Below are 20,591 nucleotides of genomic sequence, written 5' to 3' on the forward strand. Positions count from 1 at the left end.
CAGCCCTCGCGTCGTACCAGCTAATTTATCGTCTAAGCGGGTACGACTGAAAGCTTCTTCTTGTCTGCTTTGTCGGACGGTTCAGAACGTCGAAACGAAAAGAGACGCTTTGATAGGCTCTCCTTTTCTGATTCACTTCCGTTAACGGGAGTTTCTCCATTTGGTTCAGTCTGACCACTGGATATGGAGTGTTGAACAATCATGCTTACTTCTTCAAAGAATCGTTTTAAATCATCTTCACTTGTAGAGTCCAAAATAATTCCTTTTAATGCTGACCTAATGCCGATCTCAAGATTTTCAACTAGAAGACTGAACTCGTGGCGCCTTTTGTTCTCCAAAATTTTAGTTTGAATCTGCCACTGCTCTTCAATTCTGGAAATCTCAAGTTCACGGGATCTCTCCATTTCCCTTTCTAATACTTCTCTTCTGCTCTCACATTCCTTCTGAGAACTATCCAGCATTTCATCAGACCTCGATTTGGCTTCGAGCAAAATTTCTTTGGCTTCATCCTTTGCAGAGTGAAGTTCCAGTCTTGCTTGCTCCATCATGCGATGAATTTCATCGTTCGTCTCTGTCTGGCGGGAAACCAAAAATTGAGAAGCTTGAGCGCGTGCGTCCTCAAGAATTCGAATTCTTTCAGTTTCCAATTGGTCCGTTGAATTTTTCGCAAATAAATTTGCTTGGGAGATAATCTTTTCAGATTCCTTATCCGCCCTTTGGCGAAATTCAAAAAGAAGGTGATGGGCTTGTTGGATGGTTTCATCAGCCTCTCTTTGCGCTCTGGCTCTCACCTCATTTGACTGAAACTGAGCCGACTCGACAATCTTGTTCGCCTCAATTTCTCTCTGGTGAAAGACTTCATCTGCTTTTGATTGAGCTTCAGAATAAATAGAGGCAATCGAGATATTAGCATTTGCCTTGAGCTCTGCGGCTTCACTCCGAGCCGATTCTCTAATTTTTTCAGCATCAATGTGAGCGGACTCCCGTGTCTCCTCAGCTTTGATGGAGGCCGCATCAATGATCCTCGCTGTTTCAACATGTTGAATTTCGGCAGCATTGAGTTGTGCCTCTTCTATCAGTTTGCGTGAATTTGCTCTGGCCTCTTCCAAAATCACATTTGCCTTAGCTCTGGCTTCATCGATAATCTCAACGCATTTTAGCTCTTTGTGCTTGTAAAGATCCATCATTTTATTTTCAGTCAGGTCAATCATCTCCTTCGCTTTTTTCTCGCTCATTCGCAGGTTTTGGCGATGAATCTCCGAGGCCTTTTGTTCGGCCTCTACCTGTAAGATTGTGGCCGCTTGGCGTGCCGCCTTCAAAATCTGGGTGACATCCTCTTGAGCTTGTGTGACCACTTTGGAGCTTTCCTCTCTTCGCTCATCAAGAAATGCACTGGCTTCGGCCTGTGCTGATTGAAAAATCTCAAGAGATCTTTGTTGAGCCTCCTTTATGATTTGAGTAACGTCATCTTCAGCTCTTGAGCGTATCAAGAAGCTCTCCTTTTGTGCCCGTTCTAAGTCATTTTTGATTTCCCCATCAATATTTTTTCTCAGTTCAATTTGGGATTCCTTCGCCTCAGATAACACTCGTTGGGCATAAGTATCCGCTTCATTTTTAATCTCAATTGCTGCTGTCTGAGCTTTACGTAAAATAGCATCAACTGATGTTTGTGCTTCAGATCTCATCGTCGCAGCCCGCTCTCTGGCATCTGTTAAATATTTCTCGCCAGTGGTTTTGACCTTCCTGAATTATTTGTGAAGCCTTATCTCTAGATTGATTAATTATGGACTGGACATCCAATTCAGCCTGTTTGCGAAGCTGTAGAGCTTTCTGGTCAATTTGAAACATTTTTCATTTGCATGGGTTTCTGCCAAATCGAGCGCCTGAGCTGCTTTCTCCTGATATTCCCTCAGGATGTTTTCACCTTGAACTTCGGCCTGACGGCGAATAGATTCTGCATCTGTGGTTGCTTGTGCGATCATTCTCTCGCGATTGAGTTGATTTTCTACTTTAACTTTAGAAAGATATTCGGTGGCCTTCAATTTCGCATCGTCAATAATTTTTTTTGCGGACTCTTCGGCTTGTTGGTCGCTCTTTAATACAATCTCTTGGCGGAGTTTTTCAAGATTGATGTTTATCGTTTTTCTTTCATCCTCGATTCTTAGTCGTTCCTGCTCAACGGCCTGAAATCTTGATTCAAACTCCTGCTCCATGTTCGCTACAATTTCCCTTCCTCTGAGTTCAGCAATCGATATGATTTCGTCTGCCTTATCAAGGGCCTGAGTTTTCAGAGCATCGCACTCAAGTTTTGTATTTGAAAATTGCTTTTCGATGTCCTTAAGCTTTTCTTGTTCAACTAACTTCACCTTTTCAAGGGCTGCATCCATTAATCTATTTGGACCGAGCTCCTCATCGAAAACTTGATGATAAAGATCGATTTGAATCGAGAATTGACTCTCGCCAACGGTAATTCTGTCTCCCGGGCAGTAACGGTGAGGAATGTTCGATGGAATAAGGTTTCCATTGACTTTGGTTCCTGTCGCTGTGTTTTGATCGGTAATCCAAATCTGATCCTGCACGCAGGATACAACCAAATGTCTTTTTTCGACGCCCTTCTCGCGAAGAACAATTGGCAACTTTGGCATCGAGCCGATGCTAAATTTCTCGAGGGGGACGTAGGCGGTCTGAATATCATTTGGAGAAAGGACGCAAACTCTAAAAATTTTGCTCGTCTTATTTTGAATCGCTTGTTCCACCGCAACCCCCTCAACTACTTGTATCCTACACCAATGGAATTATCCTCGCAATGTTTGTGCCGTTCTACTGTTGTGTTTGCAAGGAGCAAACGGTGTCTTTATAGACCAAGACATTTACACGATCAGTGTCTATTTGAAATTGCGCTATGAGCAAAGGATGGCATTTCATGGTTTTAACGCAAACATGCACACAATAGCGACAATGAATAAATTTTCATCATCGATCAAATTGAGAAAGTACTGAATTGGGATTCTTCGCTATGAATATTGCTCAAATTTTGGTTCATAAAGGATTTAAATTCTGGAATGACGTCCAGAATATTTTGGTTTCTTTGGCGATCTAGGCCGTGGGTAAAAGCAACAAACTGTGGAAGCAGATCGGAGCGATCGACAGAGATCATCCTGTCTAGGTGCACTCGAAGAAGGTTTTGGACTTGATGAAATGGTTCCAACTCCTGATGAAACTCATTTAAAACTTCATTGATTCGATTCAAGGCCAGCGATTTAATTTCACCGGGGAGGGCGGCCGGATCATGGTACACGGGATGTCCAATGTAATTGAGGGCAGGTATCGGAGGCACCATCTCCCGATAGGGGATCAAAAATCGAATGAGATCTGACAATCCGAGAAGACCGTAGCTTTGAAAGACCGTGTTGACGTAAACATCCAAGTGATGGTTTTCCTTTTTCAGCTGTACTAAGAAATCAAGATTTTTCCTGATTTTGCCCCATTTCGAGGGGTAGCGAATGTAGTCATTGAGGGCGCCGGTCCCATCAAGGCTCACAAAAACAGAAACCCGTTGAAACTGGGTCCATAGCTTTTCAATTCCCGTAGGCACATGGGTTAGATTAGTGAAGTAAATAAGAGATATTTGAGAACTCAGTCCACAGGCGACCGCTGTCTCAAGAAGAAAAAAATGATGTGCGCTGAGGAGGGGTTCGCCCGAAGTAAATTGAATTTCGCTGAGATGCGGCAAGATGCTTCGAATAAAAGATTCAAATTTATCATTTACAGGAGCGTTTCCAACTCGAGCGGCCGCAGTGACGTGAGCGGAATTGAATTTAAGTCCTAAGTCAGTCCAATCTCGTGCAATGGCGGTTGATACTTCAGGAAGGCACATTCGACATTTTAGGTTGCATTTTCCACCTAGCGCAAAATCCAAATATTTAATTTTCAGCGAAGTCAGTGTTCCATCGGGAGACATTTCGCTGACTGCCTTATCTAGGCTATCGCCGAATTTTTTTAAGTATTGACTGCGAGGCGAATCAATTCCGTGAGATTCAATCTCCGCACACCTTTTGCAAGCAGCAGGTATCTCTCCAGATTTCATTTGCACTCGGATACTTCTCATGAAATCGTTATTATAATATTCGCTGATGGAGTTTTGTTCAAGAAATTCAAGCGGCGAGCCATCTTGTCCAGTGATGAAGCTCTTTTCATCCGAGTTGCAACAGAGTCTCAGAAAACCTGGCGCAGAGACCCCAGTTGCTAGCCAAGCCATTGGACAAAGAAAGGCTGCCTTTTTTTCATTCAGAATATCTTTTTCACTCATTCTTTCCCCCCTACTTTTGAAACTGACAAAATCCACCCTCAACCCTCAAGCGTCAGCCTATCGGCTCAGCTTGCGTCACAGAGGGTCATACATTGTGACATCAACAAAATCAAGGTGCGTCCCTGACTATTCTGCTTGGATCTTCGCCAAAAGTACCATAGCCTTAATCCTCGTGAGCTCGTGGTTGGGTCGAATTCTTTTTTGGGTTATTGTTGTTGGTTTGGCCTTAGAGATCGCTATGCGCCTGACGGGTTGGATTATTTTTTTGCCAACTCAGGATTTAAATGGGGAGGCCAATCTCAATGCCAAGATTCGCATCTTGGCTCTAGGGGAGTCCACCACAGCCGATCATTTTGCGTCGGCTCGTCCTGGTGCCTGGCCCCGCCAACTTCAGAATAAGCTTCAATCTGAAGGTTATGATGTCAGTGTTTTTAACCTCGCAACCGGTGGAATCACAAGTTCTATTTTGTTGAGCCGCTTAGAGAAGCAATTGCTGACATACCGGCCTCATCTGGTCATTGCGATGATGGGAACTAACGATCATCGATATTCGCAGTATATCCACGAGTCTGGTTTGAGAGGCTGGTTCTACCGATTGCGCATCGCTAGAGGTTTGCAGTTGTCATGGCGGGCATACCTTGAAAGTCAATTTCCTCAGGTCATCCCAGAAGATGCGACCAATTTTGGTCGGTGGTGGAGCAGTGATATGGAGCCTCACTTCATTCGGTCGGTTGTAGCAGATAAAATTAAACTTAATGGCGTTGATTGGGTTGAAAAGGAAGCTAGTCTTCGTGCGCCCTGTTCTCAGTCTGCCATTTTGGCATCGGTGGGTGCATATTGTTGGGGAGAGACTAAATCACAAATTCTACCAGAGAACGTTGTTGGCTACTTTAGAAGAGCGTTTGAAGTATGTCCTCAAAGTAGCTTGGCTCAGTACTGGTACCTACTTGCTTTGGAAAACAGCGAGAATCGTGGACGTTGCAGGGAAATTTCCTCTGAGATTTTGAAGTTTGGAATTAACCTTGAAGATCAGGTTTTTGAGCATTTGGTGGCGTGTTGGCTGCCGAACTATCCAAAGGAATTGGTGAAGATAGCAAAATTGAAGAACATTAAGCTCGTTGACAGTGATTTAAATATTTCAAATCCTAATTATGGAGGAGCTGCAAGTTATTTGGAGCTATATAGTATTCTCAGAGATCGGGGGATTGCGTTGGTAGCTATGCAATATCCAACCCTTGACATTGACGAAATAAAAAAGCCTTTTCAGAACCTGGGCTTAGGTGAAATTCCTCAGATGTTGCCAGACAAATCACTTTTTTTTGTTGAGAATCGCTACAACTTTTTAGAAGCACTCAGGAATCACCCCTACGAGGAAATATTCACGGATCGATTCCGGAAAACCTGGGGGCATCTGACTCCTTTCGGTCATGAATTGATCGCCGATCAGATAGTAAAAGCACTTCAGCCTATTTTGAATGAAAAGGCTGTGAAAGCGGTTCGTCCTGAATAGCGCCAATATATAAAGCGCAACTTAACAAAATGCTAATTGGGAGTTTCTGGACGGCCTTTGTCCTGAGAAGAAGGAGACTGGAAACCGATATGTTGTCCCAGTCTCTCATCAAGGATTTCCTCAAGCATTTTTCTCAGTTTCTGTTGCTGAATCTCTTCAGTGGCAGTGTCTGATATTACAGACTTCCCCATATCTGATTTCATTGCCATTTCTCTCATCTGATCATTGACACCAAAGGCCTTAAGCCAACTTGACTCACGCAGAAGGATAAAGACAATAGCGATAGTAAATGTCAATAATCCGATACATGTGAGAACGGGTATGTCAAAACTCAAAGTGCCATAGGTCTGCATTTGAAAAAGAGAGTGCAGGGCGAGGACCATAGTGACTGCTGTCAGGACAATCACTGCTATCAGGCTTACAAAATACCCGAGGACGATTTTTCTTAGGCCTTTGAGGGCCTTAATCCAAGCAGCCACTGCCTTTGCCTGAACAAACCTTTTGCCTTCGTCCATCAACGTGGTTGTTGCCAGATCGAAAAACTGATCAATCAGCTTTAAAACATTGCTCATTGTCATCTCAAATTCTTTCTATTTTGATTTTCGTCCAAACAGAAATCCGATCACGGCAAAAATAACGGCAGCTCCTGCGATAAAGATCCAAGGTTTCTGGTGAGCTGATTCATCTACAAAATGTGCAGCGTCCGTACTCTTTTGTACCACTTTTCGCCGAGCTTCTTGAAGATGTTCCATAGAGGCGTCTCCGATTTCCTTGAGGGCAGCCTTTACCTCTGGCTTTATCGCAGAAAGAGACTGTCGAAGCTGCTCATAGTCTCGCTCAAGAACTTCGCGTACATCATTGCGGCTCTCCTTGATAGCCTCATTCAAAATATTCATCGCGCTTTGAATGGACTTCGTTCGCTCAGTAGAATTTGTGTTTATAGTGGATCCGCCCATATTAACCTCCGTCATCTCTCAATTTGTAAGACATTACAGTTTGTGGATTATTATAATTTATTCCAGCCAATCGCGAAATATATTTGAGGCTGAGTCCTAGGTCATTTTTACCCAGTAAATGGGACTGAAATGGGTCTAAGGTCAGCAGTTGGGACATTATTTCGTCCAATGGTATGGGAAATATTTTCCTATTAAATTACTCTTGCTAGCCGAGACATTCACAAGTGGTCTCGGCCAGGTGTTTGGGCTCCCTCATTTGCTGTAGGATAAATTGTAAAAATCAAATTCATGAACGCACGGCCAATCTTCAACCGCTTTTGGAGGATGAGTGTCAATGAGAAACCATAATATCAATTTCGAAAAAATCAAATCAAAGAAGAATAAGCGCCACCTTGCGGTTATCATCTCAGCGATCGTTTTCAATCTTTGTGTCTATTTGCCCTGTTTGGCAAAAAGTCCTTCCGCAATACTCATCTCAAATGTTTTAACTGAGTTGAACTCTGCGCCATTCTCCTTTGTGGACAGAGATTTGGTGGTTGGGTATTTTAGTCTTCAATCGTGTCTGTACACTCAAAGCTCTGCTTCGATCTTGAAGCACTATTGCTATCCTAAAGCTAAGTATCCAGCGAGATCGATGACACTCATCGGTCCAAAATTTGGCGTCGTCTATGTCTATGAGGAGATAGAAGGGCCTTTCATTCGGAAGGAAATAGCAATCGATACCTTTCCGGAGCATTTGTCTGAATTCTCAGGTGGTCCATACAGTCATTGGATGATTCGTAATTGGAATAAGGCTTTCAATTATTTTTCAGAAAACAGCAAGGGTTCGTGTTGGTCAACAAATTTCAGTTCAAATCATAACTCGCCAGAGTCCGACTGCTACTTGTTAAAGATTACTGATTACATGGAATGGTCAAAGGAGACAATGGGTCTTGTGAATAATCTCAGATCCTGGGACCTCCTCTGGGAACAGCTTGAAAAAAATGCTCCAGATCAAGGATTTTAGGTCCTCAGGCAAATGGAATCAGTGGTACGCCTCACTGATCCATTGTCTGGTCTTTGGTGTGTTCTGATATTATTTATCACCGACGATTGTCTCAATCCGGAATATGTCCAGGTGCATGTGCGATAGATTTTAATTTATAATGTGTGAGTGATAAGAGGTAATTAAAAGTCATTTATTGATGGGTAATTGAAACTAAAACAAAGAGCAAATATATGAAGATAAAATCGGACTGGATTTCTGATGGAGGCACCTTCATCTTGGCAAACTCTATTTCAATCATCCTGGTGATGGCACTTGGTTTTGGATACTCGTGGCCAGGAATGGCAGCTGACTCCGGCGATGATGAGATAGCGCAATCTGAAAACGAAAAACCTGAGGCAGTGAAATCTGAAGTGCCGAAAGTATCAAAACGGAAGGGAGAGATGAAAAAGAGGCCAGTAAAGCCATCAGATGGCCAGGGAATGAAGGATTCGAATCAGAATCAGGCATCATCACCCGATCAGCAGCCTTCTCCACTTCCGGAGGAGGATGATGACGAGCAGCCGGGTTCTCTCCATGAGCTTTTTAAATCTTTGGACTATCCAGAACTTCAGGTCGTGCCACGCGCGAGTCAGCGTCTCAAGATGGAAAGTGGAGAGGAAGGCGATAACTGGTGGTATATTCACTGGCCAATGTATGTCTCGGCCCTCGCGACTGCGGGATTCGGGTCGACGGCTTCGCAGTCTCTGAGGGACGATTTGAATGAGACAGAAAAGAACGATGCGAAATCAGCAGCACTGGCAGCAAAAACAGTGGGTGTTTCTTGGTTTTTAGGGACAATGTTGTTGGCAAGCCGGAAACCATATCAAAAAGGATATAAGAGAATTCGAGGAATTTCTGGTTCTGGCAGATCTAATGACCTCATGCGCGAAAGGCTCTCTGAAGAGGCATTAGAGAAAACAGCTCATCAATTCAAAGTATTGAGCTATGTCTCTGTTTTTACGAATATGGCCGTTGCGGGCTATGCAGGGTCGTTTTTAACTGATCGCGGGCGGGTTACCGCGGCTGTGACCGGGATGTTGAGTTTTTTGCCAATTATTTTTGATGACTGGTATGTGTACAACTACAATAAGCACCTTGAATACAAACGCAATATTTTTGCTCCAGTGGTATCGATGGGCATTCAGGGGGACTCGGGCGGAGGTAAGGAAGCTTACCCAATGCTGAGTTGGACAGTGGAGTATTGAGTGAGGGTGAATCGAAGAACTTTTAAGTTTAGTGTATGTTTGCTTCTTGGCCTTGGCTGCGCTTTTGGCCAAACTCAGAACGGACATGCTTTGTCGGCGGCAAAGTCAGACAGTCAAGACGTCAAGCTATGTGATTCAACGACAGAATTTATTTCTAGCTTTGAGTTCCTGAGAAAGAACGGTGGGGCTGGAATGAAGGATGAGGTTGCAAGAGGGGTGGCTGATCATGTCGCTCGTGGCTGCGATGGTGCCGCCGCTAGATTTGAGGAAACTTATGGATTGTTAACCAAAATGGGAGTCTCTCAAATCAAAAGTCTTGAGATGAGTATTGAGTTTTCTCGGTTGGGCTCGGATATTCAAAGAAATTTTTTTGAGATTCTCAAGCATTCTTATCTTTCGGAATTTTTTGATTATGATTTTGACGTTGCATTGAGAATTGCATTTGAATTTTCAAGAGACCTGAAGGGGAATCATGTCCGGGCGCGCGATGATTTCATTTCACTGGTTAAATTTTGTTTAGATAAAAGCAACATGGCCTTGCCGGCCAATATTTGCGGATTGATGGCCTTGGATTTGGTCAGACTATCTCCCTATTTTCCAACAGGAATATTTAAGCCGTTCACAGAGTTTTATGAGAAGTTGCGTGTCGGAGAAAGCTATGGATTGTCCGTACGAGATTCAATTGAAGTTGTGATGAGGGTTCTCAAATATGGACCTCGCTCTCCCGACAATTTTAACAGAGCTTATGATTATGCACTTAGCGAGAAGGGTCTAAGAGCTAGCCCTAGGGAGGCTCTTCTCTTTGCTCTTCGGATGGCTAGACGATCAGCGACGGGACATCCACTCCCCTTGGCAAGAATGGAGGACGGGGAACTCAAATTTGAAAGGGCGCAAAAAAAGTAAAATGGAGAACAGAAAGCCTGGGGAGATATTGATTCTCTCGATTCTCTTGAATTTTTTTATTGTCGCCTTACCCATTTTTCTTGGACGGCCTGGTGCTCGTGCGCAAGAGAGCATTGAATTGAACGAAATAGAGAAAACTGAGATTGAGGTAAGTTGGGAAAGTTTGCCAAATGCAAAGGGCTATGAGCTGGAGTTTCAGCCAGTGGAGAGCCCTGGAGAGGTACTCAATTTTTCAACTATTGAATCAACTTTTAAGGTCTCCCTTGTGCCAGGATCTTATCGCTTTCGGATTCGTTCGATAGACAGTATGAATGATAAAGGAGAGTGGAGTGAACCATTAACACTTGTGGCTCAGAGTCAGGAGGTGGCACTCATCTCTCCTGTGAACAACATTGCCATTGAAGCCAAAGGAAAGCGGGAACGTGTTGAGTTTTCCTGGACTCCATATTCTGAGGCAAAAGGATATATCTTTCGGATATGGTCCGAAACGAAAAATGAAGTGCATACTCTTAAGACAAAGAAAGTGAATGTGTCATTGAGTCTCCTAGCCGAGAACAGATATTTTTGGGAAATTTACCCGATTCACAAGGCGGGCGTTCGGTATCAGAGAAGGAGCCCGCCAGAAAGCTTTACTTTGTATGGTAAAGAGTTGCCAACTCCTCAATTGGAAATCATAAAACCAAAGGATCCGATTGGTGTCGAATGGAGGCCTCTTAGAGAGGTTGCCTACAATATCAGCATTTTTCGCCGTGATATTCTCGGAGTGGAGTGGACAAAAATTGAGGAGCAGAGTGACATCAAGACTGGTAAATGGCTTTTTACGAAACCCTTGAGACCAGGTCAATACAAAGCTGAGGTCTTTGGAGTGGGGAAAATGAGGACGAACTCAAAGGTCGCTACAAGAGAATTTTTTGTAAAACCCAAACTTCAGGAAGTACTTGGCTTGTCACAAGTCAACTTGTAGGGAGCGCAGAATGAAAGAGGATGATCAGAATTCCAAGTCCGGTGATCCTAACGACAGAAGCTTTTTTACTCAGTTGTCAGCCTCCGATAGAGCTGATCTATTGAAAAATCTGAAGGAAGTGGTGAGCCTCGAAATAGATATTGCGATTCCTGGCGATAAGGTGATTCGTGTCAAGTGCAGCTGTTTGCAAGGTTCACTTATGTTGATTTTGGAGGGCGCACTAGAGATCGGTTCTTATTCAGGGTCTGTTGAGGCAGAATTCATATTTAATTTGAACAAATATCTATTGAAATCAAATTTGAAAACAGATGAGAGTGGGCAGAAATATTTGGGCATGAATGGCGAATTGTTTTTAGTTCAAAGACGGAAGAACTTCAGAGTTGATGTGCCAGTTCATGTCATACCATCTTGTTCTTTTAGGTTATCCAACCAAGCAAAGCGTTTATTTAGTGCGAAGGTTGTGAATATCAGTTTGGGGGGGTGTTTGTTAGCCATTGAACCACGCAATAATCATTCATTTCAGGTTGATAGCCAAATCGAGATGAGCCTCTCCATAGAGGGAGGAAAGGTCATTGAAGTGGCCGGTGTCATCAGGCGGGTTCTCTCGGTTCATCAACAAAAGGAATTCTCTCTCCGTTTGGGTATCGAGTTCGAAAGGTTGAGCAGTCATGAAGAGTCGAGAATAAATGAAATTGTGATGAAGTGTTATCGAATGACAAATCGGTTTGGGAGCCGTTTGAGAAGTATGTAGGTGCGAACGGAGAAAAGCGAGACGGAGAAAAGCGAGACGGAGAAATCTTCCAGTTAAAGAATTTGATCGAGATGATTTTCTGAATTGATTGAGTTTGCAACACTTTCTTGAGAGAAAGAGATTTCTTGATGACCGTGACGTCGCTGATTTTAACTTTATCTTTGTTGGCATCGACGTCTTGTTTTCGAAAGGAGTGGTCCGAAGAAGAGACTAAATACTACTCATCTCTTTCTACCCCAGCTAATTTTTGGTGGAATGGAATGTTCGGCGAAGTTCAGGATGCCGACTCAAGGGCTCTGTTAAAGGCTTTTAAGCCATCTATTTACGTGAGTCCAAGGGGACTTGCGCCGATTGACTTCTACGGTGACTACTTGCCTCAGTGTGATCTGATTGACGTGGCTGGAAATGTGTTAACGAGTCAGGTAAGTCGAACAGATCTCCAGTTTCAAGAGCGATCTCCTCATGTGAGTTTGAAATACAGAGGAAGTGTTCGAACCTGTTCAGAGAAATCATGTGAGAGGATTGACTCTGTCGGATATGGAAATCGCTATTATGAAACAATCCTTCTGGATGAAGGTCTTGAAATTGGCTTTCATGTTTTGAAATACAATTATGTGTTTCCGCGTCGGGGATTGCCAGCAAGGCTAAATTTGTTTCAAGAATTCCTGGCTTCACTCTTGGGGGATTCCACAAATTGGGCCGAGCCCGATATTCATGGCGCAGTTCATATTTTTGTGAACAGTTGGGATGGTCGGCCCCAGATTGTCATGCTTGCACAGCCAAATCAATATCGCACTTACTTGGTGGGCGAGGACATTGCATGGGATCAGGAGAAGGGTTTGCAAATTTGCTTTGCTGAACGATCAAACGTGCCTTACCCCTGTCCGCAGGGGAGGGATCCTCTGGTCTACAAGTCGGAAGTAAATCCTGCAGATTCATTCTCTACCATTTACGGCCGTGGAGATTGGTGGATAAATGGGGAGGATCTTGTTTACGGCCCAAAAGGAAAAGCCATTCCAGTATCGTATGAATTGGCCTATCTGCCTGAGTGGGACCCTCTTTTTGTTTCTTGGATGCCTCTTGGATCAAATCAAGCTCGGACCTTTCTTGGGCGTTCGAAGGGCCTCAAAGGGAATGGACCGCCGGGAATGAATTTCAAATTCAATTCGAAACTCTCTCGCTATATTGATATCGCTCAATTCTTCTATTTCGATTCTACGGATGGTGTGGGTCTGAGACTCCTTTTTGAGAAAAAGAAGAGTCTATTGTCAGAGGACTATGATTTTACCTCCGTTTACAGATGGAATTCTAGTCGGTTGAGGAGAAAGATGATCGAGAAATTTTACCCGAACTACACGCCTAGATACCCATCTTCGAATCACACATCTGATTGATTGTGGTGGCTGAGGGCGCTAAGATGTTCTGTTCCTCAGACGCGAGGCCTGATTTTCTTTCTGATTTATGGATGATTCAAGATTTCTATTCGATTTACCCAATCGGCGAAGTCGTGATTTATTCTCTTGATTCTGGCGTTTGTATCTGGCGATAAGCGCATCTGCCTCTTTGCGTCGTTGAATCAGGACGCGTTCTCTCTTTTGTTCCATTTTGATTTCGCGACCCGTGTCATCGCGTTTTCTTTTTGATTCTTTTACACGATTTTCCACAATAGCTAGCTTTTCGACCGCGGCAGCTAGTCTCAATTTCAATTTGTCTCTCTCTCTTTCCTTCTGACGTAGTTCCAATTCCGTTTTTTCGGCTAACTTGGAACTGCGATCAAAAGTCTTTACTTGGCGTTCAATTTGGCTTTGTAAGCGCTTTTTCTCGAATTCCATTTGTCCAATTTTACGGCGGAGGCCATTTGTCTCTTTCTTTACAGACTGGATGTGATTGGCTGTCTGCTTGGCCCTTTCCTTTTCATCCAAGACTTCAAGGTCTTCAACTTCAGCTTCTAAGGAGGTTTCGTTAAGCTTCTCCTCTGAAGCCTTACTCTCATTTGAATAGGCTTCTACCTCAAGGGGGGATTCTTCCGGACTCCCCATGGCTTGGTAGGAACAGCCAATTATAGCTATTGTCATCCAGACAAACGAAAAAAATCTCATAGACTCATACTCCCTGGTCGTCATTTGAAATACGTCTCCAGGCAAAAGGAACAGCAATCTTGTAGCCAAGACGAACTACAGTTTAATTGATGGCTAGGGCGAGAAGCGAGGAAAGGATTTCAAAGGAAGTGACCAAAAGTGGCTTATAGGGCGATGAGGCCGTTAATTTTAGCAGCCCGTTCGTAGATGGCAATAATTATATCAGCACAGTCAGCTTTAAAAAAAACAGTTGCGCTGACGTAGTTGCCATTGCGCGAATCGCGAAAGGTCATAGAATGTTGAGGGAAAAGAGCCTCCACCTGAGGTAATGCCTCTCTAGGGACAATAAATTTAAACATGTATTCGCAGGGCCACTCGTGTTCTGTGTTCAAGATAGCCTTAAATTTTTCGTGATCTCCGGGATAACGTGATCTCATGATATCCTACCTTAAAACGCTAGCTCAGTTCGGAATTCCAGTCCTGATTTCTGTATAAAATTTGCGCCACTAGATTCTATGACCCATGAGAGATCTTTTAATGAATCCGCGAAGGCAGTTCAAGTGGATTCTTGACCTCTGTTCGCGGATTCTAGATTCAGCTTAGGCATGGCACACTTCGATTGTCATGGATTTTACTCCTAGATTTTCTTAGTAGTTGGCCGGCTTCCGATTGTTTTTCTGTTGGATAGGACGTGCGTTGTTTGCGTAGATCGATCGGAATGTGGAGAGCTGGTCTTTTGAAATTGTTAACGGCGTATTCAGGAAATTCCAGTCAACTCCTTCCGTGCATGGTGGGGTGGTCAGTGATCCCGAATAATTGTAATAGGTTTTTGTTTTTGGAAGGCCTAGGGAAAAATCGACGGTCTGACCAGAAGCTATGACCTCCTGATTCTTCTCTTTGGGCAAATGAGACCAAATTTTTTCGATAAAGGGATCTGATTTTTTTCCGATGCTTATCATTCGGCCGAGGACAGCGTGCTGACCGTCCTTGGAGCGATGGACAAAGTGAACTTCCATGGGGTAGCGTTTGCCGCTCAAGGTATGTTCGCTTTCTGAGTGAAAGTGAAGTTGAATGAGTTCGTATTCAGTTCCGTTGAGACGAATAAAGCTGCCAGGATCAGCGTTCACCTGGATAGTGTGTCCGTTGTCTATTATTCTCAGTTGTGAGGGTTGATATTTCACCTCGATTGGACGCTTTTCTTGAGGCTTTGTCCACTTAAGGTCAATGGGCGATTGATTGTCTCCTGTTTTACAGAGCTGAAATGCAGGGTCGAGGTCCCCCCAGAGTTGCGGCCCCGTAAGTCCGTTGTAGGTCCAGTGAGCCTGCTTGGTTTCGGCTGCTGGCGAATGAGAATCCTTTTCTGAGGAATTTGATCTTGGGGTTTCCTCAGCTTTTGCTATTGGCCCGTCTGCTTGCGTGGCTGAATGACTTGCTTTCATTTTTTTTTCTTCAGGCAAGTTGCTAGATTCCTTATTTGGAGTCGAGCAGCCTGCTAAAGACCAGCTTAGAATGCAGCAAATGGAAAAAGAAATAGAAATTTTGATTGACTGTTTCATTGGAGGCCCCCTCAATTTGTAATTCTGGCTCATTCTAATAAAACTCTGATCCTTCGACCAGAGATAATATATTTATTATTTATCATGGCTTTGTCACCGACGTTTGTCTGGATTTGATCCTTTTATGTCTAAAAGATATCAGAGAAGATTGGATTTTTGGATTGCACGGAATTCATTTGTCTCGTCGGTGGATCAAGCATTTTTTCTGCAAATCCGTTCTCGGAGCAAAAGTGGAACGCAAGCAAGGAAATCAATGTTAAGAAGAATTGACAACGCAGAATGGGGATGAAATCCCGCAGAACAAAGTGCTTCATTTACTTTATCCCCCCAAAGCCTGTCCAACCAAGAGTCCCCATCTTGAAATAAGCAAAGACTGTACCGCAACAACTGGAGTCGAATTGACCCTGGAGATGTCTCGTACCGGGATGTCTTGAAGGCATGTCTTGAAGGGGTGTCTTAAAGTTGTACGGGCTCTCTCTCAATATGGTGTCAAACAACTAAACGCTTCACTTCAAATTGACGCTTCAAGAGTTCTATCCTATCGGATTCACGATTATTTGAAATGGGTTTTGGTCATTGGTTTGGCATTGTCTTTGCTCAGTCCTTAGGTATGGAGCGATTGATAAGAAATATTAAAATGAGACAAAATTGCATCATTTCGTGTGTGCTTGGAGTTTGCGTCACTGTTTTTTTTGCGGGTCCGAGCGAGGCAGCGGCGGAGTCTAGGAACGGGGGGAATGCACTCGTTGGAGCAAAATTCGTAGCGAGGTCAGCAAAGGAATATGTTAAAAGCTTGCGAAAGGTCGCCAATGAGACAGAAGGTGACTCGGTAAGTGACTATGACAGGGCAGATGAAATTACCGTGTATATGGAAAATCGACTGGCCGAGGCTTATGCGTCTCTCTTATATGAAGCCATTCAGAGTTCTAACCAAGCGCGATTTTTTAAGAAGCTAGCCAAAGTGGTATCCAAGGAGCAGAAAAATCAAATGCAAAGGGTTCTTGATGGTTTGAAGATGACCTTGTCTCAAAATGATGGAGAGCTCATGATGCAACAGCAGATTTTGGAGCAGGCCGAATCTTTAGCTAGAAAGGACATCAGCCTTGCTAAAAAATCCTTTGAGAAGGAGTTCCGCACATTGGTCACCGAAAAAAACCGGGAACGACGAAAAGACTTGCCCGGAGCCTGAGAGAAAATACCATGGGTGCGCTTTTTGGAGCATCATGGACGTGAAATCTTAACGGTCCAGTTGGGACCTGATTCAGCACCTCTCAGTTTCGCAAAATTACCCTGATTGATCGCTATCGCCAGATCCAACATACTATTTAGATAGATGAGATCTTCTCCTCGTGGGACATCTGTAAAGGTTTTTACATAGGGAATGATCCTGTTGTAAGCTATTTGATCACGATTGAATAGCTGCACTCGATATTGTTCGCCCACTTTCATTTGTAGCCTTTTCGTCATATCCAAAGAAATATTTGTCCAAAGATTCCCGTACTGGGGGTCAGTTACAGGAATGTTTCCAATCAGCGTACCCTCCTCCAATTTTGCCTTTGAAAACTCAAGTATTATTGGAGAGGCTTTATGCTCTGGACCGATCTCGGCGAAGGATTTTTTTCCCGAAGCGAGCAAGGCCCCGACGTTGGCGTACAAGTCTCTGCCGAAAAAAGTGTTGCTGTGTTCAGAGCCCTTCATCCGATACTTTTTTTCGTCGATGATCCGAATGGATTCTATTCCGATCCGGTCAATCAAATGAGTCAAGGTGCCATTGTCTGGAGTGACGACCAAGTGGCCAGATTTCAGTTTTGCGACAAGATTGCGCCTTTCTGAGCCAACTCCTGGGTCGACCACGCTGACAAACACGGTGGATGGCCGCCAATAGGGGACGGTTTGCATGAGGCGGTACGAAGCTTCCCAGATGTTAAAAGGTGGTATCTCGTGCGTGAGATCGGAAACCAAAACTGTGGAATCAACACTGTTAATAACGCCCTTTGTCGAGCTCACGGCTCCATCTTTTAGCCCGAAGTCAGTTTGCAGAACGAGAACTCCTCTGCCCCAGGCAGAAACGGAGAGGAAGAGAAGGAGACTGAGGCAAAGCAGGTAGTTCATAGAAAAAACTCCCAAAATGATCCCTATTTGCTACCAGCGATCTTTGGCGAACACAAGGGAAGCTTGGACTGAGAATTCGCTCCTAATTCTGGTTGGCGTCATAATGATTTAGTACATTGTAACGAAGTGTATTTGGTAATAAGGAGGAAATTTAAGCCTGGGTGAGACCAGCCAGAAGGGGGAGCAAAGTGCCGTCATTTGATGTGATATCCGAGATAAATCTTCAGGAAGTTGAAAATGCGTTCAATCAGGCTCAAAAGGAAATTAAGTCTCGCTACGATTTTAAGGATTCCAAGGCCACGATGGCCTGGGACAAGAAGGAAATCAGTTTAGAGGCAGAAGATGATTACAAACTGGGAGCCATGAAGGACGTCTTGCAAAGCAAGGCTCATCGTCGCGGAGTTGATTTACGTGCCTTAAAGTTTAGTGACCCTGAAAAGATCGGGGGCATGATGTTGAAGCAGAAAGTGACTTTTGTTCAGGGGATAGAGAAGGAAACTGCAAAGAAAATTACCAAGATCCTGAAGGACTCAAAACTAAAGGTTCAGGCTCAAATTGTAGACGAGAAAGTTCGGGTAACATCAAAAAGTATTGATACCTTGCAGGAATGCATGCAGTTCCTGAAGAAAGACAAGTCACTTGATATACCGCTGCAATTCGAAAATATGCGTTCTTAGAAATCAAGTTGGCGAGTTTAAGCAAGATTTTGGCTCTGCGGACGTCTGGTATTCTGAAGCCGGATCTGGCGCTTGACTTCATTTTCTCGCACAATGGGACATGGTAAAATCAGCTTACAATAGTCTGCACGCAGTCGCAGATCGGAAGAAAATATCTGAAAAGCCGGTGCGCGACTTTATGTCGCGGAGAGTGCTTAGCATTGTTTCTGGGACAAAGATCTACTTTGCAGTCAAAATGCTCCAAACTCATGGCATCAGTGGTGCTCCCGTGGTGGATGCATCAGGGAGTCTGATCGGGATCGTATCCGATTATGATCTTCTCTTGCAGGCGGCAACCCGAGATGTTGCCGATCCTTTGGAGTATAATAAAGATGTTTTGTCAGTGAGAGAGGAAACTCCCTTGAGAGACATTATTATAATTCTTTACAAAAAAAAATTCCGACGATTACCAGTTGTGGATTCAACCAACAAAGTTGTTGGAATCGTCTCGCGGGTTGATGTTTTGATGGAGCTGTTGGAACTTCCTTGAGGATATTTGAGGTGACAGCGCAAGCTGGACCAAGGGCCAATTTGTGGGAAGAAATGAAATATGGAGGCTGGCGAATCTTTACGAGACTTGGGAGCTCATGACAGGACAGATACTCAGGTGTATGCTCGTATCGAGTTTGAAACCTGGGTAAAAAGTCTTCCACGTTTCTCAAAAGAAGAGGGTCATATGCGTTGGTATCAGGAGTCTAGAGTCATATCTGGTGTTATTCAGATTAAAGATCGTGGTTCCGAACTGGCATTGATCAATCAAGACGAAGGGCGTTTTGAAATAATCAATACAGAACACAGCAGAGGAATCGAAAAAAATTGCGGTGAGGAGATCTTTATTGAGGGTCGAGTTAAGGCCGCTGCATCGGGAACGCGTTATCTCTGGGTAAATCGTTGGTGGCAGCAAAACAGATACCCTGTTGCCAAAAAGATCAGCTGAAATGCCGGCTGCTCGGAGGATGGCGCGATCCATCGAGACCTTTGATTTTCCAGAGGGATTTATTCTTTCGCGTAAATATCGTGTGATACGCAAGGTTGGAGAGGGCTGGGAGGGAGAAGTCTATATAGTCGAAGAGCTTTTTACGAATATCGAAAGAGCCGCGAAGATCTTTTTTCCGCATCGCAATCAAAACAATCGCACCGCCAAATTTTATGCTAAAAAGCTTCATAAACTCAGAACTTGTTCTGTTCTTGTTCAGTATTTGACTCAAGAGCGTATTTACTATCGGGGGCATGAAATTACGTATTTGATCTCAGAGTTTGTGGAGGGCAAGACCCTAGATAGCTTTTTGGAAACCTTTCCTGGAAAAAGAATGAGTCCTTTTCAGGCTGTCCATTTGCTCTACGCCTTGGCTCGCGGGCTTGAAGAGGTGCATCGCTTGAAGGAATATCACGGCGATTTGCACTATGAAAATATAATGGTGCAGCGTTACGGATTGGCTTTTGAATTAAAGGTATTCGATATGTTTCGTTGGGGTTCTGCTTCCCCAGAAAATATTCGTGACGATGTTTGCAATCTCATTCGCATTTTTTATGATTGTTTAGGGGGGAGCCGATTTTACCCCCGCCAGCCAGAGGTAGTTAAAGATATCTGTTGTGGATTGAAGCGTTCACTTATTTTAAAGAAGTTTCGAAATGCAGGGGAACTGAGGCTCTATCTGGAGAAAATGAATTGGAATTGAGAGGTCGGCAATTTTACAATCAGCATCTTGACGACATAGCAATTTTCTCAAAAGATTGGCTTGAAGCTGTTATTTCTACAACCATGTGCCCCGTGAACAAATTGGAAAATGAGGACTCTTGTTTTGTCATTGAAAATGGGGAGTTTTCCTGCGTGGCAGTTGCCGACGGACTGGGGGGCCACAAGGGTGGAGGGCTAGCCTCGCGTCTAGCTATATCCATCCTAAATGAAACGCTAAATATCTACGAGGCGTCTCCACAGTCGGAACGATTGCCAATAAGAGAAGTGATCTTGGATGCAATTAACCAATCCCACGTTGAGATTCAAGCTCTTGGGATTGGGGCCGGTACAACTTTAACCATGGCGATTTTGACTCGTAAGACCGTGCGTTTTTTTAATGTGGGAGATTCTTGTTCCATGTTGATCGGCGGCATGGGAACTCTAAAGTTTAAGAATATCGAACAGTCTCCAGTTGGTTATGGCTTAGAGGGTGGATTCCTGACTGAAGATCAGGTCGTTGGTCATGCAGCTTCGGGAATTGTTTTAAATGCCCTAGGGCTTAGCCCCTTGCGGATAGAAGTAAGTCAGGAATTTGAATTGGCGCGACGGGATAGCATCTTGCTTTCCTCAGATGGACTTACGGACAATCTGGCTTATTCTCGAATAGGTGAGATCGTAGGGCGGGGGACCATTTTGGAGAAGATCAGAAGGTTAAAACAGGAGGCTACTGAGCAAATGGGAAAGGAAAAAGGAAAGCCCGACGATTTAACGATGATTTTGCTGAAGGTCCGCGACATCTAGCTACAATACTTATGTCGCATTGAGC

Annotated in this window: 22 protein-coding genes; 13 read left to right on the forward strand and 9 right to left on the reverse strand. The window is 44.0% G+C overall.

Going from position 1 to position 20,591, the window contains the following annotated elements:
* Positions 1 to 32: 32 nt before the first annotated feature.
* The 3 genes from IPL83_05105 to IPL83_05115 form a co-directional block, all read right to left on the reverse strand.
* Positions 33 to 1,685 (reverse strand): hypothetical protein, encoded by a 1,653-nt coding sequence (locus IPL83_05105; GenBank protein MBK9038533.1) that lies wholly within the window; start codon positions 1,683 to 1,685, stop codon positions 33 to 35.
* Positions 1,686 to 1,781: 96 nt separating this feature from the next.
* Positions 1,782 to 2,756, reverse strand: a complete 975-nt coding sequence (locus IPL83_05110) for an FHA domain-containing protein (protein ID MBK9038534.1) — start codon at positions 2,754 to 2,756, stop codon at positions 1,782 to 1,784.
* Between the two features lie 224 nt (positions 2,757 to 2,980).
* A complete protein-coding gene (locus IPL83_05115) occupies positions 2,981 to 4,309 on the reverse strand; it encodes a twitch domain-containing radical SAM protein (protein ID MBK9038535.1) in 1,329 nt (442 codons plus the stop codon).
* Positions 4,310 to 4,493: 184 nt separating this feature from the next.
* Between IPL83_05115 and IPL83_05120 the strand changes: the two genes are divergently transcribed.
* Positions 4,494 to 5,819, forward strand: coding sequence for a hypothetical protein (locus IPL83_05120; protein MBK9038536.1), 1,326 nt, complete (start codon positions 4,494 to 4,496; stop codon positions 5,817 to 5,819).
* Between the two features lie 32 nt (positions 5,820 to 5,851).
* On the opposite strand, the gene IPL83_05125 is transcribed toward IPL83_05120, so the two are convergent.
* Both IPL83_05125 and IPL83_05130 read right to left on the reverse strand, forming a co-directional pair.
* A complete protein-coding gene (locus IPL83_05125; GenBank protein ID MBK9038537.1) occupies positions 5,852 to 6,391 on the reverse strand; it encodes a hypothetical protein in 540 nt (179 codons plus the stop codon).
* 18 nt (positions 6,392 to 6,409) lie between these two features.
* A complete protein-coding gene (locus tag IPL83_05130; GenBank protein MBK9038538.1) occupies positions 6,410 to 6,775 on the reverse strand; it encodes a hypothetical protein in 366 nt (121 codons plus the stop codon).
* Positions 6,776 to 7,109: 334 nt separating this feature from the next.
* Here IPL83_05130 and IPL83_05135 point away from each other — a divergent pair, with 334 nt between their 5' ends.
* The 6 genes from IPL83_05135 to IPL83_05160 all read left to right on the forward strand — a co-directional run bounded on the left by IPL83_05135 (position 7,110) and on the right by IPL83_05160 (position 13,019).
* Positions 7,110 to 7,781, forward strand: coding sequence for a hypothetical protein (locus IPL83_05135; protein ID MBK9038539.1), 672 nt, complete (start codon positions 7,110 to 7,112; stop codon positions 7,779 to 7,781).
* A 212-nt stretch (positions 7,782 to 7,993) separates the two neighbouring features.
* Complete coding sequence (locus IPL83_05140; protein MBK9038540.1) at positions 7,994 to 9,007, forward strand: hypothetical protein; 1,014 nt, start codon at positions 7,994 to 7,996, stop codon at positions 9,005 to 9,007.
* 6 nt (positions 9,008 to 9,013) lie between these two features.
* Positions 9,014 to 9,910, forward strand: coding sequence for a hypothetical protein (locus IPL83_05145; GenBank protein MBK9038541.1), 897 nt, complete (start codon positions 9,014 to 9,016; stop codon positions 9,908 to 9,910).
* The gene (locus IPL83_05150; protein ID MBK9038542.1) at positions 9,888 to 10,874 is read left to right on the forward strand and encodes a hypothetical protein; all 987 of its coding nucleotides are present in this window, start codon (positions 9,888 to 9,890) and stop codon (positions 10,872 to 10,874) included. The genes IPL83_05145 and IPL83_05150 overlap by 23 nt, the downstream gene beginning before the upstream one ends.
* 10 nt (positions 10,875 to 10,884) lie before the next feature.
* Positions 10,885 to 11,625: a PilZ domain-containing protein gene (locus IPL83_05155; GenBank protein ID MBK9038543.1), complete on the forward strand. Its 741-nt coding sequence runs from the start codon at positions 10,885 to 10,887 to the stop codon at positions 11,623 to 11,625.
* Between the two features lie 128 nt (positions 11,626 to 11,753).
* Positions 11,754 to 13,019 carry a hypothetical protein gene (locus IPL83_05160; GenBank protein MBK9038544.1) on the forward strand — a complete coding sequence of 422 codons (1,266 nt, stop codon included), beginning with the start codon at positions 11,754 to 11,756 and terminating at the stop codon, positions 13,017 to 13,019.
* Positions 13,020 to 13,037: 18 nt separating this feature from the next.
* Here IPL83_05160 and IPL83_05165 read toward each other — a convergent pair whose 3' ends face one another.
* The 3 genes from IPL83_05165 to IPL83_05175 form a co-directional block, all read right to left on the reverse strand.
* Positions 13,038 to 13,724 carry a hypothetical protein gene (locus IPL83_05165; protein MBK9038545.1) on the reverse strand — a complete coding sequence of 229 codons (687 nt, stop codon included), beginning with the start codon at positions 13,722 to 13,724 and terminating at the stop codon, positions 13,038 to 13,040.
* A 143-nt stretch (positions 13,725 to 13,867) separates the two neighbouring features.
* Positions 13,868 to 14,140 carry a DUF493 domain-containing protein gene (locus IPL83_05170; GenBank protein ID MBK9038546.1) on the reverse strand — a complete coding sequence of 91 codons (273 nt, stop codon included), beginning with the start codon at positions 14,138 to 14,140 and terminating at the stop codon, positions 13,868 to 13,870.
* Between the two features lie 210 nt (positions 14,141 to 14,350).
* Complete coding sequence (locus IPL83_05175) at positions 14,351 to 15,259, reverse strand: carbonic anhydrase family protein (protein ID MBK9038547.1); 909 nt, start codon at positions 15,257 to 15,259, stop codon at positions 14,351 to 14,353.
* Positions 15,260 to 15,821: 562 nt separating this feature from the next.
* Between IPL83_05175 and IPL83_05180 the strand changes: the two genes are divergently transcribed.
* A complete protein-coding gene (locus tag IPL83_05180) occupies positions 15,822 to 16,448 on the forward strand; it encodes a hypothetical protein (GenBank protein ID MBK9038548.1) in 627 nt (208 codons plus the stop codon).
* A gap of 32 nt (positions 16,449 to 16,480) precedes the next feature.
* On the opposite strand, the gene IPL83_05185 is transcribed toward IPL83_05180, so the two are convergent.
* Positions 16,481 to 17,371, reverse strand: coding sequence for an S-adenosyl-l-methionine hydroxide adenosyltransferase family protein (locus IPL83_05185; protein MBK9038549.1), 891 nt, complete (start codon positions 17,369 to 17,371; stop codon positions 16,481 to 16,483).
* A 188-nt stretch (positions 17,372 to 17,559) separates the two neighbouring features.
* On the opposite strand from IPL83_05185, the gene IPL83_05190 reads away from it, so the two are divergent.
* The 5 genes from IPL83_05190 (at position 17,560) to IPL83_05210 (ending at position 20,566) form a co-directional block, all read left to right on the forward strand.
* Positions 17,560 to 18,048: a YajQ family cyclic di-GMP-binding protein gene (locus IPL83_05190; protein MBK9038550.1), complete on the forward strand. Its 489-nt coding sequence runs from the start codon at positions 17,560 to 17,562 to the stop codon at positions 18,046 to 18,048.
* Positions 18,049 to 18,148: 100 nt separating this feature from the next.
* Positions 18,149 to 18,577: a CBS domain-containing protein gene (locus IPL83_05195; GenBank protein MBK9038551.1), complete on the forward strand. Its 429-nt coding sequence runs from the start codon at positions 18,149 to 18,151 to the stop codon at positions 18,575 to 18,577.
* Between the two features lie 60 nt (positions 18,578 to 18,637).
* Positions 18,638 to 19,024 (forward strand): hypothetical protein, encoded by a 387-nt coding sequence (locus tag IPL83_05200; protein MBK9038552.1) that lies wholly within the window; start codon positions 18,638 to 18,640, stop codon positions 19,022 to 19,024.
* 19 nt (positions 19,025 to 19,043) lie between these two features.
* Positions 19,044 to 19,766: a protein kinase gene (locus tag IPL83_05205; protein ID MBK9038553.1), complete on the forward strand. Its 723-nt coding sequence runs from the start codon at positions 19,044 to 19,046 to the stop codon at positions 19,764 to 19,766.
* Positions 19,757 to 20,566: a protein phosphatase 2C domain-containing protein gene (locus tag IPL83_05210; GenBank protein MBK9038554.1), complete on the forward strand. Its 810-nt coding sequence runs from the start codon at positions 19,757 to 19,759 to the stop codon at positions 20,564 to 20,566. The genes IPL83_05205 and IPL83_05210 overlap by 10 nt, the downstream gene beginning before the upstream one ends.
* The last annotated feature ends 25 nt before the right edge of the window (positions 20,567 to 20,591 follow it).

It is taken from the genome of Bdellovibrionales bacterium, from assembly GCA_016716765.1.
In the GTDB taxonomy this organism is placed as follows: domain Bacteria; phylum Bdellovibrionota; class Bdellovibrionia; order Bdellovibrionales; family UBA1609; genus JADJVA01.

Bases quoted from the DNA above. Each gene is read 5' to 3' on its own strand.
- IPL83_05105 (MBK9038533.1), bottom strand. From the start codon at position 1,685: ATGAGATCTGAAGCACAAACATCAGTTGATGCTATTTTACGTAAAGCT.
- IPL83_05115 (MBK9038535.1), bottom strand. From the start codon at position 4,309: ATGAGTGAAAAAGATATTCTGAATGAAAAAAAGGCAGCCTTTCTTTGT.
- IPL83_05125 (MBK9038537.1), bottom strand. From the start codon at position 6,391: ATGAGCAATGTTTTAAAGCTGATTGATCAGTTTTTCGATCTGGCAACA.
- IPL83_05130 (MBK9038538.1), bottom strand. From the start codon at position 6,775: ATGGGCGGATCCACTATAAACACAAATTCTACTGAGCGAACGAAGTCC.
- IPL83_05135 (MBK9038539.1), top strand. From the start codon at position 7,110: ATGAGAAACCATAATATCAATTTCGAAAAAATCAAATCAAAGAAGAAT.
- IPL83_05140 (MBK9038540.1), top strand. From the start codon at position 7,994: ATGAAGATAAAATCGGACTGGATTTCTGATGGAGGCACCTTCATCTTG.
- IPL83_05155 (MBK9038543.1), top strand. From the start codon at position 10,885: ATGAAAGAGGATGATCAGAATTCCAAGTCCGGTGATCCTAACGACAGA.
- IPL83_05160 (MBK9038544.1), top strand. From the start codon at position 11,754: ATGACCGTGACGTCGCTGATTTTAACTTTATCTTTGTTGGCATCGACG.
- IPL83_05165 (MBK9038545.1), bottom strand. From the start codon at position 13,724: ATGAGATTTTTTTCGTTTGTCTGGATGACAATAGCTATAATTGGCTGT.
- IPL83_05170 (MBK9038546.1), bottom strand. From the start codon at position 14,140: ATGAGATCACGTTATCCCGGAGATCACGAAAAATTTAAGGCTATCTTG.
- IPL83_05175 (MBK9038547.1), bottom strand. From the start codon at position 15,259: ATGAAACAGTCAATCAAAATTTCTATTTCTTTTTCCATTTGCTGCATT.
- IPL83_05180 (MBK9038548.1), top strand. From the start codon at position 15,822: ATGGGTTTTGGTCATTGGTTTGGCATTGTCTTTGCTCAGTCCTTAGGT.
- IPL83_05185 (MBK9038549.1), bottom strand. From the start codon at position 17,371: ATGAACTACCTGCTTTGCCTCAGTCTCCTTCTCTTCCTCTCCGTTTCT.
- IPL83_05195 (MBK9038551.1), top strand. From the start codon at position 18,149: ATGGTAAAATCAGCTTACAATAGTCTGCACGCAGTCGCAGATCGGAAG.
- IPL83_05200 (MBK9038552.1), top strand. From the start codon at position 18,638: ATGGAGGCTGGCGAATCTTTACGAGACTTGGGAGCTCATGACAGGACA.
- IPL83_05205 (MBK9038553.1), top strand. From the start codon at position 19,044: ATGGCGCGATCCATCGAGACCTTTGATTTTCCAGAGGGATTTATTCTT.